The sequence below is a fragment of the Caulobacter sp. LARHSG274 genome (assembly GCF_052871235.1).
In genome coordinates this window covers 75,199-88,816 of record NZ_JBIXJO010000016.1, presented here as the reverse complement: position 1 = coordinate 88,816, position 13,618 = coordinate 75,199, and the positions used below count along the sequence as shown (strand labels likewise).

At 69.5% G+C, this 13,618-nt stretch carries 11 protein-coding genes; 4 read left to right on the top strand and 7 right to left on the bottom strand.

Annotation, left to right across the window (positions count from 1 at the left end):
- Positions 1–7: 7 nt before the first annotated feature.
- The 6 genes from ACIPQB_RS20360 to ACIPQB_RS20335 form a co-directional block, all read right to left on the bottom strand.
- Positions 8–769, bottom strand: a complete 762-nt coding sequence (locus tag ACIPQB_RS20360; protein WP_446487079.1) for an SDR family NAD(P)-dependent oxidoreductase — start codon at positions 767–769, stop codon at positions 8–10.
- Positions 766–1,830 (bottom strand): 3-oxoacyl-ACP synthase III family protein, encoded by a 1,065-nt coding sequence (locus ACIPQB_RS20355; RefSeq protein WP_446487078.1) that lies wholly within the window; start codon positions 1,828–1,830, stop codon positions 766–768. Before ACIPQB_RS20355 ends, ACIPQB_RS20360 begins: the two co-directional genes overlap by 4 nt.
- A complete protein-coding gene (locus ACIPQB_RS20350) occupies positions 1,830–2,054 on the bottom strand; it encodes a phosphopantetheine-binding protein (RefSeq protein WP_310080691.1) in 225 nt (74 codons plus the stop codon). The genes ACIPQB_RS20355 and ACIPQB_RS20350 overlap by 1 nt, the downstream gene beginning before the upstream one ends.
- 12 nt (positions 2,055–2,066) lie before the next feature.
- Positions 2,067–3,077 carry a 3-oxoacyl-ACP synthase III family protein gene (locus tag ACIPQB_RS20345; RefSeq protein WP_446487077.1) on the bottom strand — a complete coding sequence of 337 codons (1,011 nt, stop codon included), beginning with the start codon at positions 3,075–3,077 and terminating at the stop codon, positions 2,067–2,069.
- Between the two features lie 104 nt (positions 3,078–3,181).
- Positions 3,182–3,745: a UDP-4-amino-4,6-dideoxy-N-acetyl-beta-L-altrosamine N-acetyltransferase gene (gene pseH, locus ACIPQB_RS20340; RefSeq protein ID WP_446487076.1), complete on the bottom strand. Its 564-nt coding sequence runs from the start codon at positions 3,743–3,745 to the stop codon at positions 3,182–3,184.
- A gap of 10 nt (positions 3,746–3,755) precedes the next feature.
- A complete protein-coding gene (locus ACIPQB_RS20335) occupies positions 3,756–4,685 on the bottom strand; it encodes a phytanoyl-CoA dioxygenase family protein (RefSeq protein ID WP_446487075.1) in 930 nt (309 codons plus the stop codon).
- Positions 4,686–4,907: 222 nt separating this feature from the next.
- Between ACIPQB_RS20335 and ACIPQB_RS20330 the strand changes: the two genes are divergently transcribed.
- Positions 4,908–6,053: a DegT/DnrJ/EryC1/StrS family aminotransferase gene (locus tag ACIPQB_RS20330; protein ID WP_446487074.1), complete on the top strand. Its 1,146-nt coding sequence runs from the start codon at positions 4,908–4,910 to the stop codon at positions 6,051–6,053.
- A 34-nt stretch (positions 6,054–6,087) separates the two neighbouring features.
- Here the strand turns inward: ACIPQB_RS20330 and ACIPQB_RS20325 are convergent, their stop codons facing one another.
- Positions 6,088–6,348 carry a LuxR C-terminal-related transcriptional regulator gene (locus tag ACIPQB_RS20325; RefSeq protein ID WP_446487073.1) on the bottom strand — a complete coding sequence of 87 codons (261 nt, stop codon included), beginning with the start codon at positions 6,346–6,348 and terminating at the stop codon, positions 6,088–6,090.
- A 293-nt stretch (positions 6,349–6,641) separates the two neighbouring features.
- On the opposite strand from ACIPQB_RS20325, the gene ACIPQB_RS20320 reads away from it, so the two are divergent.
- From ACIPQB_RS20320 to ACIPQB_RS20310, 3 genes are all read left to right on the top strand, one after another.
- Positions 6,642–7,319: a FadR/GntR family transcriptional regulator gene (locus ACIPQB_RS20320; protein ID WP_446487072.1), complete on the top strand. Its 678-nt coding sequence runs from the start codon at positions 6,642–6,644 to the stop codon at positions 7,317–7,319.
- 115 nt (positions 7,320–7,434) lie between these two features.
- Positions 7,435–10,458 (top strand): glycosyl hydrolase family 28-related protein, encoded by a 3,024-nt coding sequence (locus ACIPQB_RS20315; protein ID WP_446487071.1) that lies wholly within the window; start codon positions 7,435–7,437, stop codon positions 10,456–10,458.
- 116 nt (positions 10,459–10,574) lie between these two features.
- On the top strand, positions 10,575–13,568 hold the full coding sequence (locus ACIPQB_RS20310; RefSeq protein ID WP_446487070.1) for a TonB-dependent receptor plug domain-containing protein: 2,994 nt from the start codon (positions 10,575–10,577) through the stop codon (positions 13,566–13,568).
- Positions 13,569–13,618 lie beyond the last annotated feature (50 nt).

Here is a 13,618-nt window from a genome sequence, read left to right as displayed (position 1 = left end):
TCCCCCTTCAGCTGGCCAGATAGCCGCCGTCCACCGTCCAGACCGCGCCGGTCACCCAGCGGCTGGCGGGCGACAGCAGGAACACCGCCGCGTTGGCCACGTCGGCCGGCGCGCCGAAGCCCAGCAGGTGCTGGCGTTCATAGTCCGCCATGCCGGCTTCCGACAGTCCTCGGGCCAGGCGGCCGTGCATCTCGGTCTCGACCCCGCCGGCGGCGATGGCGTTCACGCGAACCGACTTGGGGGCCAGCTCGCAGGCCAGGGATCGGGTCAGGCCCTCGACCGCCGCCTTGGCCGCCGAATAGGCCACCATGCCCGGACGGCCGCGCGAGGCGGCGGCCGACGACATGAAGACGATCGAGGCGCCGGGCTTGAGGGTCCCGGTCTTGCCGGCGGCGCGGGCCAGGCCCATGGCGCCGTTGACCGCCGCCCCGAACACCTCGTCGAGATTGCGGGTCTTGGTCAGGCGGACCGGCAGGATCAGCTCGACCCCGGCGGCGTGGAAGGCGCCGTCCAGGCCGCCGGCCTCGGCCGCGGCGGTCGAGATCGCGTCGGCGGTCTCGTCGGCGTCGGACAGCACCGCCGCGAAGGCCCGATGGCCGTCTCCGGCCAGGTCGGCGATGGTGGCCTCCAGGCGCGCGGCGTCCCGGCCCGTGGCGATCACCCGGGCGCCGCAGCGCGCCGCCAGCTGGGCGGTGGCGCGGCCCAGGCCCGAGGAGGCGCCGGTGACGAGGATGGTCCGCCCGGCCAGGGCGTCGGGGGCGAAGATCATGCGACGATGGTCTCCGCGCAGGTCAGCGGTTCCAACTCCATCAGGGCCGAGCCCCAGGACAGGCCGACCCCGAAGCCGACCAGCATCATCCGGCTGGATGCGCGGGTGACGCGCTCGGCCAGGTCGGTGGTCAGCAGCAGGGGCAGGGTGGCCGAGCTGGTGTTGCCGTAGCGGTCGATGTTGATCGGGGTCTGGGCCTCGGTGGCGCCGATCTTCTTGGCGATGTGGCGCAGCATGAAGCGGTTGGCCTGGTGCAGCAGATAGGCGTCGACGCTGTCGCCCTCGACGCCGGCGTCGGCCAGGGTGTCCTTGATCAGCCTGGGCACGGCCCGCAGCGTGAAGGTGAACACCTCGCCGCCGTCCATGTGGAGGCGCGTGGGGTCGAGGCCCTCCGGCCGGTCGGGATCGGGGACGGGCGTGCGGAAGCCGCCCTCGGGCACGATCAGGGCGCCGGCCCCCGAGCCGTCCGTGCCCAGTCGGAAATGGATCGGCGGCGCGCCGGGCGCGGCCTCCAGGCCCGAGGCGGTGCCGGCGTCGCCGAACAGGATGGCGGTGCCGCGGTCGGACGGGTCGACCAGCCGGCTGCTGGTCTCGCCGGCCAGCAGCAGCACGCGCCGGCAGCCGGCGTTGATCATCGCCGCGGCCAGCCACAGGCCGTAGGTGTAGCCCGAGCAGCCCAGGCTCACGTCGAAGGCCTGGCAGCCGGGCGCCAGCCCCAGGCGGCCGTGCAGGATGCAGGCGGTGGCGGGCAGGCGGTGGTCGGGGGTCTGGGAGACGAAGACCAGGGCGTCGACGCTTTCGGCCGCCCAGTCCAGCCGCTCCAGCAGCACTCGGGCTGCGTCCAGGCACAGGTCGGCGGTCGTCTGGCCGGGACGCGCCCAGTGCCGCGCCTCGACCCCGATCATCTTGACGACGTCGTTCACCGCCTGCTCGCCGAAGCGCTCGACGAAACGCGCATTGTCGATGGGCTGGCCGGGAACGGCCGAGACCACGCCGCGCAGGGCTACGCCGCCGACGGCGAAGCCGCCCTGCCCGGCCGCTGAACCGACCGCCGCGCTCATCACGCCGCCTGGGCGGCGGGGATGAGGGCCTGGATGTCGCTGACCACCACGCACTTGGCCAGGGCCGCGCCGTCGACCAGCTCGCCATAGACCTCGTCGATCAGGGCGATGGTCGAGACGACGGCCAGCGAATCCCAGTTGTAGGCCGCCAGTTCGAGGTCGGGGGTGATCTCGGCCGTGTCGATCTCGAAGATCTCGGCCAGACCGGCATAGAAGGCGCTCATGATGGTTCTCCGTCAGAGGACGACGCTGGTCGCCGCCCAGGAATAGCCGACCCCGAAGCCGACCAGCAGAGCGCGGCGCGGCGGAGCGGCCGCGTTCAGCAGGGGTTCGAGGGCGATGGGAATGGTGGAGGAAACGGTGTTGCCGCAGGCCTCCATGCGGATCACGAACCGGTCGGCCGGGATCGCCAGTTTCTGGCGCAGCCGTTCCAGCATGAAGGCGTTGGCCTGGTGGAAGACGAAGAGGTCGTGGTCCTCCATCGTCCGCCCGCTGCGGTCCAGGACCTGGGCGATGGCGGCCGGCACGGTCTTCAGGGTGAAGGTCATGATCGCCGGGCCGTTCATGTAGAGGTGCTCGGCCGAGCGGACATTGCCGGAGGCGTCGATCGTCTCGGCCGCGCTGGCCGCGTCGCGCGGGCGGCGGAAGCCCCCGGCCGGCACGATCAGGTTCTCGGCCCCCGCCCCATCGGTGCCGAACACCACCGGATCGATGGCCGGCGCGTCCGCCTCCACGGCCTCGACCAGGGTGGCGGCAGCCCCGTCGCCGAACAGGGTGCGCACGCTCTTGTCCATCGGATGGATGAACTTCGAATAGGTGTCGGCGGTCAGCAGCAGCACGCGCCGGGCCTGGCCGCTCTCGATCAGGGCCTTGGCCAGGGACAGGCCGTAGACGAAACCCGAGCAGCCGAGATTGAAGTCCAGCGCCCCGGCGGTGGTCGGCAGGCCCAGCCGCTGCTGCAGCACGCAGGCGGTGGTCGGCAGCACGTAGTCCGGCGCCTGGGTGCAGAGCAGCAGGAAGTCGAGGCTGGCCGGGTCGATCCCCTCGCGGTCTAACAGCGCGCGGGCGGCGGCGAAGGCCAGGTCGCCGGCCGTCTCGCCGGGCGCGGCGATCCGTCGCTCCCGGATGCCGGTCTTTTCGAGGATCTTGCTCGCCGGCCAGTCGGGATACAGGCGCGCCAGGTCGTCGTTGGAGAGCCGCCCCTCCGGCAGATGACTGGCTATCGCCCTGATTTTGGCCGTCCGCACCCGGTTTCGCCCCGATCCGACCCGTCGAACCAGGCCTGTCCGAGAGGGTGGCCAACTATGCTTAAAGCCGAATTAACCATGGCGTCCGAGCCCGCCGCCGCGGCTCAGTCGGCGATCGAAAACCCCTTGGCCCGCAGCCGCTCGGCCAGGGCCGGACGCAGGGCCGGCCAGTCGGCCGCCAGCAGGCCCAGGCCGACCACGTCCAGCGGGACGCCGCCCTTGATCACATGGTGGCGGAACAGGGCCTCGCGCTGGAAGCCGTAGGTCATGTGCAGCTTCCACACCGCTTCGTTCGACAGCAAAACCTCGCACCACAGCTTTTCCAGGCCCAGCCCGCCGAAGACGTGCTCGATCATCCAGAACTCGACATAGGAGCCCACGCCCAGGCCGCGCACCGAAGGGCTGGCCAGATAATAGGCCCAGGCGCAGCGCCGGTTCTTGCGGTCGATATCGGCCAGGTTGGCCAGGCCCACCGGCGCGCCGTCGACCTCGATCACCCAGTAGGCCGCGCGGTCCGAGCCGGCCATGCCGTCGAACCAGCGGTCGTGCTCGTCCTGGCCGATGACGTGGTCGCCGTACATATAGGCCGACACCGCCGGATCATTGCGCCAGGCCAGCAGCCTGGCCCGATCGTCTTCCCGCACCGCCCTCAGCGACACCTGGGTCATTGCACCGCCCCTAAGCCTTGTTGACGCTGTTGGCCTTGATCACCGCCGCGCCGCGCGCGTCCAGGTCCTTGCGGGTGGCGTCCAGGCTGAGCGGACCGTTCAGGGCGGCGTTGACCACGTCGATCCCCCCGCCCTGGCGGCCCGGCTTGCGGGCGATCAGGTAGCGCAGCGACAGGCGCTCGTTGTCGGCGGCGTCCGGTTGGGTGCCGTGCAGGGTGCAGGCGTGCCACATGGCCGCATAGCCGGCCGGGCCGGTCAGCAGGTGCTGGCGGGTCTCGACCTGGCCGCCCCGGCCGTCGCGATAGGTCCAGCCGTCGGCGGTGCGCGTCAGGTCGTGCGGGAACAGGGTCCCGCCCAGCCTGTGGCTGTCCTCCAGCAGGAACAGCGGGGCGTCGTGCGCGCCCACGTCGTGCAGGTAGATGTAGAGGGTGATGAAGTCGGCTTCGCGGTCCTTGTAGTCGATCAGGTCCTGGTGGAAGTCGATGCCGTAGAAATAGGTGATGTCGCGGTACGGGGCCTTCACATAGGCGCCCAGATTGTTGACGGGATTGCCGTGGATGCGCGCCTTCAGCCAGTCGGGCACGATGCTGGCGGGCACGCCGCAGACCAGCTTCTTGAGCAGGATCTCGTAGTCGTCGCCCAGCAGGCTGCTGACGGCCGCGACGATCGCCGGGTCCTTCTCGACGAAGGCCAGGTCGTCCTCGAAGCGTTCCAGCAGGTTGCGGCCGGGGGCGGGATTGACGCCGACATAGCGCGGATCGGCGTCGAACTCGGCCTCGGACAGGAAGAGATCGGCGTCGAAGGTCCGCAGGGCCCGGATCCTGGCCAGCAGCTCGCCCGCCGCCCCAGCGTCCACCCCGCCGTCGAACACGTGGTAGCCGTGCGCGATGAAGTCGCCGACCGCGGGATGACCAGCCGGCTCGCGTTGCGGGGCGCTCATGCGGAACCTTTCGAATCGTTCGTCCAGGACACGGGCCGACTCTAAAGCGCGACACGCTTAACGAAAGCCGACGCCGACCGCGGCCGACGCACGGGACAATAGGTCGCAATTTGGCGCAACACCCTTGTTGGTCAAGGCTTCCGCCCGTCCGGGCCCGGAACGTTAAGGATTGTGTTAACCCTATTGGCGACAGGCTCCGCTTTCGTCGGAGGGGGAAGTCGGTTGACTCGCACTAGCGCCATTCGCACGCCCTTGGCCGAAACGGCCGCGCGGCGGACCGTCCAGGTGGCCCGTCCGCGCCTGCCGACGGCCGAGGCGATCCTGCCCTATCTGCAGCGCATCGACGCGGCGCGCTGGTACTCGAACTTCGGGCCGCTGCTGATGGAACTGGAGGCGCGCCTGGCGCATCGCTTCGGCGACGGCGCCCAGGTGGTCACCACCGTCAACGCCACCCAGGCCCTGACCCTGGCCCTGAAGGCCATGGACCTGCCGGCCGGCTCGCTGTGCGCGACGCCGTCCTGGACCTTCGTGGCCACCGCCCACGCCGTGCGCCAGGCTGGGCTCATCCCCTGGTTCGTCGATGTCGACGCCGAGACCTGGATGCTCGACCCCGCCGCCGTCCGCGAGCGGCTGGCCCATGCGCCAGGACCGGTTTCGGCGGTCATTCCCGTCGCGGCGTTCGGCCATATGCCCGACCTGGACGCCTGGCGGGCCTTCCAGGACGACACGGCCGTGCGGGTGCTGGTCGACGCCGCCGCCGCCTTCGACGCCGCCAGCGACGCCAGCCTGCCGATCGTGGTCAGCCTGCACGCCACCAAGGTCATGGGCCTGGGCGAAGGCGGCTTCCTGGCCACCCGCGACCCCGACCTGGCCAGGCAGGTGCGGCGGCTCACCAGCTTCGGCTTCGACGGGACCCGTGAGGCGCTGTGCGTGGCCACCAACGCCAAGCTCAGCGAATACGCCGCCGCCGTTGGCCTGGCCGCCCTGGACGGCTGGCCGGCCGACCGCCTGCGTTGGTTCATGGCCGCCCAGGCTCTGCGGGGGGCCGTGGCCGCGGTTCCGCAGGTGCGTTTCCAGTCCGGCTGGGGCGCGCGATGGACGACCAGCGTCTGCGTCGTCGGCCTGCCCGACGGAACGGCCGACACGGTCGAGACGGTCCTGCGGGCCGAAGGCGTCGACACCCGCCGCTGGTGGGGCGAGGGCTGTCACCTCGGCGCGGTCTTCGCCGACTGCCCGCGCGACCGCCTGCCCAACACCGAGCGCCTGGCCCGCTCGACGATCGGCCTGCCCTTCGCGATCGATCTCACGGCCGCCCAGGTCGGCCGGGTCGCCGAGGCTCTGGCGCTGGCCTTGCCGGGCCAGACCTAAGCGGACGAAAATCCGCCCGCGGTTCGGCGGCTAGCTAGCGGGCGGCGGACCGCAGTCCGTGCGCCAGGGCCTGGGCGGCGATGGCGGCCTGGGTGCGGTTGTGAACATTGAGTTTGCGCATCAAGGCGGTCATGTGGGCCTTGACCGTGGCCTCGGCGATGCCGAGGTCGAAGGCGATCTGCTTGTTGAGCCGCCCCGAATTGACGCCTTCCAGGACCTTCATCTGGGTCGGCGTGAGCTCCTCAAACGCCGCCTTCAGATCGCGGTCGATAACCCGGCCTTCCGTCGTGGTCATGGCTGAACCCCTCTGCTTCGTCCCTGCGCGCCCGTCGTTCGACGATGCGGCGTCCGTTCGTTTTGTCCGCCGATGCTGGTCGGCCGATCCGGTTAGACATGTTAGCGCTATCTGTTGGACAAGTTCAAGTGATTTGGACGATGTGAGCGTGAACATTGCGCCGCTCGGAACTCCGTGTCAAAACCTGTCATACAGGTTTGGCGGCGTCGGCATGTCTTGTGGACAGGTCGGCGGCCGCTTTCTATCCGGCGCGAACGGCGCGATGGTGACGCCCGTCGAAGGGGAGACCGGGAATGAGCGAAGGCCGCCTGGCCGACCGGGCCTATACCGGCATCGTCGAGATGATCAACGCCGACGGCCTGGCGGTCGGCGATCGCCTGCCGTCCGAGGCCCGCCTGGCCGAGATCTTCGGGATGTCGCGCACCGTGGTCCGCGAGGCGCTGGTCCGGCTGGCGGCGGACGGCATCACCGAGGCGCGGCGCGGGGCGGGGTCGTTCGTCAAGAACCGCCCGTCGGACAAGCTGAGCGCCTACATGCCCCTGTCGGACCTGCCGTCCACGCTCGGAAGCTACGAGGTGCGTTTCGTGCTCGAGGCCGAGGCGGCGCGGCTGGCGGCGGCGCGGCGGTCGGCCGAGGAGATGGCCAGCATCGAGGAGGGCCTGCTACAACTGCGTGCGGCTCTGCTGTCCAACGCCCCGGCCCATGTCGAGGACATGGAGCTCCATCGCCGCATCGTGCAGGCCACAGCCAATCCCGCCTTCCTGGTCGCCTTCGATGCGCTGCAGGCGGACGTCGACCGGATCATGCGGGCGGGCGTGGGCATTTCGCGCTCGAGGCCGCCGGACGCCATCGGCGAGATGATGCGCGAGCACGAGATGATCGTCGAAGCGATCCGCGCCCAGGACGGGGACGGCGCCGCCCTGGCCATGCGCTGGCACCTGTCGCAGGGGCGAAAGCGGCTGATGCCCTGACCCCAGGCGACGGCGGCCGGGCAACGGAAAAGGCCGCGACAACTACGACCTTGGTCGCGGATGGCGACGCGCTTTCCGCGCCTTATCCGTAGTTGAATAAGCGCAGGGAAACGGCATGAGAGTAGTCCTCCTGGCGGCGGTGATCCTGGCGTCCGCGTCCGCATCCATGTCTGCGGCGATGGCCGCCAGTCCATCGGTTCTTCTCACCGCCCCCGATGATCCGCGCGCCGTCCGCGTGCAGGGCGTCGGCGACGGCCGGGCGGACGACACCGAGGCCGTCCAGCGCGCCATCGACGACGCCCGCGACAAAACCGGTCATGGTCTGGTGTTCCTGCCGTCGGGCCGCTATCGCCTGACCCGCAGTCTCCTGGTGCCGCCCGGCGTGCGCATTTTCGGGGTCGGCGCCCAGCGGCCGGTCTTCGTGCTCGGCCCGAACACCCCCGGGTTCCAGAAGGGCGTGGGCACGATGATCGTGTTCACCGGCGGCGACCAATATAACGTCGGCCGCATTCCCGTGCCGGTGCCGACCGTGGTGCCCGCCACCAACAGCGTGCGCGACGCCAATTCCGGAACCTTCTATTCGGCGCTGAGCAATGTCGACGTCGAGATCGGGGCCGGCAATCCGGCCGCGGCGGCGGTGCGGTTCCGCATGGCCCAGCACGCCTTCCTCAGCCACATGGACTTCCGCCTGGGCTCAGCCTTCGCCGGGGTCTACCAGGCCGGCAACGTCATGGAGGACGTCCACTTCCACGGCGGCCGCTATGGGATCGTCACCGAAAAGACCTCGCCGGCCTGGCAGTTCACCCTGCTGGACTCCAGCTTCGACGGCCAGAGCGACGCGGCGATCCGCGAGCACGAGGTCGACCTAACCCTGGTCAATGTGGCCATGCGCAATACGCCGGTCGGCATCGAGATCGATCGCGGCTACAGCGACTCGCTGTGGGGCAAGAACGTGCGCTTCGAGAACGTCTCGAAGGCCGCCGTCGTCATCTCCAACGAGGACAATGTCTTCACCCAGATGGGCTTCGACAACGCCGTGGCCTCCAACACGCCGGTGTTCGCCCGCTTCCGCGACAGCGGCAAGACCGTGCCGGGCAAGGGCCGCGACTACCGGGTGGCCTCCTTCACCTACGGGCTGACGCTGCCCGGCCAGGGCCAGATCGGCGTCTATGAGACCAAGGCCGACATCACCGCGCTGCCCCGGCCGCCGGCGGCCGGGGCGCCGGCCATCCGCCCGCTGCCGCCGGTCAGCGGCTGGACCAATGTCAAGACGCTCGGCGTCAAGGGCGACGGCGAGACCGACGACACCGCCGCGCTGCAGGCGGCGATCGACAGCCACCGCGTGCTCTACCTGCCGATCGGCTTCTACAAGGTCACCGACACGCTGCGGCTGAAGCCTGACACCGTGCTGCTGGGCCTGCACCCGGCCCTGACCCAGTTGGTCCTGCCCGACAACAATCCCCGCCACGCCGGGGTCGGCGCGGTCGCGCCGATCATCGAGACGCCGCGGGGCGGCGACAACATCCTGTCGGGGATCGGGCTGTTCACCGGCCGCATCAATCCCCGCGCCGCGGCCGTGCTCTGGCGGTCGGGCGAGGGTTCGCTGATGGAGGACGTCAAGATCATGGGCGGCGGCGGCACGCCGACCATGGACGGCAAGCCGCTGGGCGCGGCCAGCGTCCGAAGCGGCGACCCGGTGGCCGACAACCGCTGGGACGCCCAGTATCCCAGCCTCTGGGTGACCGACGGCGGCGGCGGCACCTTCGCCAATGTCTGGAGCCCCAACACCTTCGCCCAGGCCGGCTTCTACGTCACCGACACCCGCACCCCGGGCTATGTCTACGAGATGTCGGTCGAGCACCACGTGCGCAACGAGTTCGTGCTCGACAATGTCGAGAACTGGGAATTCCTGGCCCCGCAGACCGAGCAGGAGGTCGGCGACGGTCCGGACGCGGTGTCGCTGGAGGTGCGGAACTCGCGCAACATCCTGTTCGCCAACTATCACGCCTATCGGGTGACGCGCAGCTACCATCCGGCCAGGACGGCGGTGCGGCTGTTCAATTCGTCCGACATCCGGTTCCGCAACGTCCACGTCAACGCCGAAAGCGGCTACGCCACCTGCGACGCCAAGGGCTGCGGCACCTTCCTGCGGGCCAGCAAGTTCCCGTTCGAGAACGCCATCGTCGACGAGACCCGGCGGCTGGAGACCCGCGAGCGCGAGTTCGCCGTGCTCGACATCCCGGCCAAGGCGGCGCCGGTTCCCCCGTCGCCGACGGCGGCCAGGATCGAGGCGCTGGCCGGCGGCTTCTGGTCGATTTCGGGCGCGGCGGTGGGGGCGGACGGCGCGCTCTACTTCGTCGAGCGTCGCTTCCAGCGGATCTATCGCTGGACGTCGGCGCGCGGGCTGGAAGTGGTGCGCGATAACGCGCTGGATCCCGTCAACCTGGCGGTCGACCGCTCCGGCAAGCTCCTGGTGCTGTCCTCCTTCGGTCCGGAGGGAACGGTCTATTCGATCGATCCGGACGGGCCCAAAGATCAGCTGACGACCATCGCGGCGACCCCGTCGGCGCCGCATCCGGGCGCCAGGACTCTGCTGCCGGTCAACTGGTGGAACAACGGCGAGTTCAGGGATCAGTACGATCCGTCGACCGACCACTTCACCACCCTGGCCGAAATGTTCGCCCGCGACGCCGGCGCGCCCAAGGCCATGGAATACGCCTCGCCGGACGGCAGTCTCGTCCTGCCGGCCTTCCGGGTGTTTCAGCAGGGCCCCCCCGACCATGTCGGCTGGCGCTGGTCCGACACCCTGCAGGCCCATGGCCTGATCGGGGCCGGGCTCGGCGAGCGGGTGTTCGTCAGCAACGGGTCCGAGGGCAAGACCTACAGCGGCAAGGTCGGTCCCGGCGGCGCCTTGACCGACCTGCAGGTGTTCGCCAACCGGGGCGGAGAGAGCGTCGCGGTCGACAGCCAGGGACAGGTGTTCGTCGCTAACGGCCAGATCTTCAAGTACGGCGCCGACGGCCAGCCGGCCGGGCGCATCGACCTGCCTGAGCGACCGCTGCAACTGATCTTCGGCGGCCCGGACCGGCGCACGCTGTTCGCCCTGACCCACCACACGCTCTATGCGGTGACGCCGTGAGGCGCCGGTCGGCGATCGACGTACGACCATGGTCGTAATGGTTCGTCGCGCCCGGGTCTGACAACTTCGCGCCAGGCCATCGCCGATGGACTCAACGAAAAGCGGGAGGATGCAGGATGAGTGCTTCAGGTCGGACGCGAGCGGGATCGCCCTTTTTGAGCGTGTTGTTCGCGACCAGTGCGGTGGCGATGATCGTGTCGGCGGGAGCGGCCAGCGCCCAGACGACGCCAGCCCCCGCCCCGGCGCCGGCGTCGGAGCCCCCGACCGTGTCCGAGGTCGTGGTCACCGGCTCGCGGATCCGGTCCGTCGGATTCACTGCGCCCACGCCGACCCAAGCTCTGAGCCAGGCCGACCTGGAGCGAGCCGCCCAGCCGAACATCTTCACCGCCATCACCCAGCTGCCGTCGCTGCAGGGCTCGAGCGGCGCCACCACGGGCACGTTCAGCACCTCAAGCGGCCAGCAGGGCCTCAGCTCGTTCTCGCTGCGCGGCCTGGGCACCATTCGGACCCTGACCCTGCTGGACGGCCAGCGGGTCGTCCCGGCCAACGTCACGGGCGTTCCCGACATCAGCATGTTCCCGCAGCTGCTGGTCGAACGGGTCGACGTGGTGACGGGCGGCGCCTCGGCCTCGTACGGCTCCGACGCGGTCGGCGGCGTCGTCAACTTCATCACCAACAAGCGGTTCGTGGGCCTGAAGACCAACGTCCTGGCCGGCGTCACGACCTATGGCGACAACCACCAGTGGCTGGGCCAGATCGCGGCCGGCAAGAACTTCATGGACGACCGCCTGCACGTGCAGGTCAGCGGCGAATACGACTGGGAAGAAGGCGTTCCCGCCGGCGGCTTCGGCGAGGATGCGCCCGGCAGCCGCGACTGGTACACCACCGCGACCCTGATCAATCGCGGCGTCACCAACGACGGCTCGCCGCAGTACCTCTACCGCGAGCACGCCCAGGCCTATCAGTACACCAAGTACGGCCTGATCAGCGCCGGCCCGCTGCAAGGCACCGCCTTCGACCAGGCCGGCAACCCGTTCCAATTCCAGTACGGTTCCAACGGCGTGCCGTCCAAGGCCGCCAACGGCGCGGTGATCGGCTGCTATTCGAACGGCGGCTTCTGCGTCGGCGGCGACCTGTCGGGCAATGTCGGCGTCGGCACCTCGTTGCAGTCCAGGATCAAGCGGATGGGCAGCTACGGCCGCATCGGCTACGACCTGAACGCTGACAACGAGATCTACGCGACCTTCAACGCCGCCCGTGTCGAGAGCTCCAACCAGCCCAATCCGGGCGCGGCCACCACCGGCCTGACGATGTCATGCTCGAACCCGTTCCTGCCGGCCTCGGTCGTCGCGGCCTGCGCCGCCAATGGCATCACCAGCTTCACCTTCGGCACCAGCAACGCCCTGCTGCCGCGCAACATCTCGGTGCACCCGAGGCGGACCCAGTACCGCGGCGTGATCGGCGCCGACGGCAAGTTCAACGCCCTGGGCAAGGAATGGCGCTACGACGCCTATTACGAGCACGGCGAGAACACGACGGACATCCACGTTCGCGACATCCTGCTGACGCCGCGCTATCGGGCGGCCGTCCAGGCGACGACGGTGAACGGCCAGATCGTCTGCGCCGATCCCGTGGCGCGCGCCAACGGCTGCGTGCCGATCAACATCTTCGGCGGCCAGGTCCCTAGTGATGCGGCGCTCGCCTACATCACGCCCGAGCACGGCCCCTATCAGCACTCGGTGCAGAAGCAGGACGTCGCCAGCATCAACTTCAGCGGCGAGCCCCTCTCGCTGTGGGCCGGTCCGGTGTCGCTGGCGTTCGGCGGCGAGTGGCGCAAGGAGCAGTACCACGTCAAGGGCGACCCCTACGGCGACGGCAATACGGAGTCGCCCAACACCGCCGACTACCCGGCCGATCCGGTCCTGAACGCTTCGGGCGCCAACTGGTTCGCGGGCAACTATCACTCCGGCGCCGGCAAGTACTCGGTGAAGGAAGCCTATGCCGAAGTGAACCTGCCGCTGATCAACTCCGACGCGGCGGGCAAGGCCAACCTCAACATGGCCGGCCGCTGGACCGACTACAGCACCTCCGGCACCGTCTATACCTGGAAAGTCGGGGCTACCTGGGACACGCCGATCGATGGCGTCCGCCTGCGGGCCGTCACTTCGCGTGACGTCCGCGCGCCGAACCTGTCCGAACTGTTCGCCGCCCCGGTGACGACCACGCTGCCGAACTTCACCGTTCCCTCGAACGGCACGCCCCCAGCCGGCCAGCCCTCCAGCGGCTCGCTGACGGTTCTGCAGAACGTGGTGGGGAACCCGGACCTGAAGCCGGAAATCGCCAAGAACGTGACCATCGGCGCGGTCCTATCTAACCCGAAATGGCTGCCGGGTTTCAGCGTTTCGGTCGACTGGTACAACATCGTCCTCAATGGCGGCATCTCCAGCCTGGGCGCTCAGCAGATCGTCAACTTCTGCTACCAGGGCCTCACCCAGTTCTGCGGCGCTTTCAATCTCAACCCGCCGTCGGCCTTCGTGAACGCCCAGACGTTCAACCTGGCTTCGATCAAGACCAGCGGCTTCGACATCGAGAGCAGCTACCGCTTCGAGCTGCCCAGCGTGCCCGGCCGCTTCACCGTCCGGGGCCTGGCCACCAACGTCCACAAGTACGTCACCAACCCCGGCATTCCCGGGGCGGTGGCCGTCGACTCGGCCGGCCAGAACTCCGGCGCCACGCCGGACTGGAAGGTCCTGGCCATCCAGTCCTGGGACACCGACCGCATCGCCTTCAGCGTACAGGAGCGCTGGTTCAGCGACGGCACCTTCGGCGGCACCACCACCCAGTATGTCGAATGCAAGGCCGGCAGCTGCCCTGTCTCGACCGCCAGCCGGCCGACCATCGACTACAACCACATGAGCGGCGCGACCTATGTCGACGTCAGCGCCTCATACAAGTTCGGCAATGGCCTGCAGCTCTACGGCAAGGTCGACAACCTGCTGAACCGCGATCCGACCCCGTCGCCGCAGACCAATACCGGCCTGGACGCCAATCCGGCGCTCTATGACCTGCTGGGACGGTTCTACCACGTCGGCCTGCGCTACAGTTTCTAGCGCCGCCCTGGCGCCCCCGCGGCGGTTCGGCTCAAATGCCGGGCCGCGGC

Bases quoted from the DNA above. Each gene is read 5' to 3' on its own strand.
- ACIPQB_RS20335 (WP_446487075.1), bottom strand. From the start codon at position 4,685: ATGAGCGCCCCGCAACGCGAGCCGGCTGGTCATCCCGCGGTCGGCGAC.
- ACIPQB_RS20350 (WP_310080691.1), bottom strand. From the start codon at position 2,054: ATGAGCGCCTTCTATGCCGGTCTGGCCGAGATCTTCGAGATCGACACG.
- ACIPQB_RS20315 (WP_446487071.1), top strand. From the start codon at position 7,435: ATGAGAGTAGTCCTCCTGGCGGCGGTGATCCTGGCGTCCGCGTCCGCA.
- ACIPQB_RS20310 (WP_446487070.1), top strand. From the start codon at position 10,575: ATGAGTGCTTCAGGTCGGACGCGAGCGGGATCGCCCTTTTTGAGCGTG.
- ACIPQB_RS20355 (WP_446487078.1), bottom strand. From the start codon at position 1,830: ATGAGCGCGGCGGTCGGTTCAGCGGCCGGGCAGGGCGGCTTCGCCGTC.
- pseH (WP_446487076.1), bottom strand. From the start codon at position 3,745: ATGACCCAGGTGTCGCTGAGGGCGGTGCGGGAAGACGATCGGGCCAGG.
- ACIPQB_RS20325 (WP_446487073.1), bottom strand. From the start codon at position 6,348: ATGACCACGACGGAAGGCCGGGTTATCGACCGCGATCTGAAGGCGGCG.
- ACIPQB_RS20360 (WP_446487079.1), bottom strand. From the start codon at position 769: ATGATCTTCGCCCCCGACGCCCTGGCCGGGCGGACCATCCTCGTCACC.
- ACIPQB_RS20320 (WP_446487072.1), top strand. From the start codon at position 6,642: ATGAGCGAAGGCCGCCTGGCCGACCGGGCCTATACCGGCATCGTCGAG.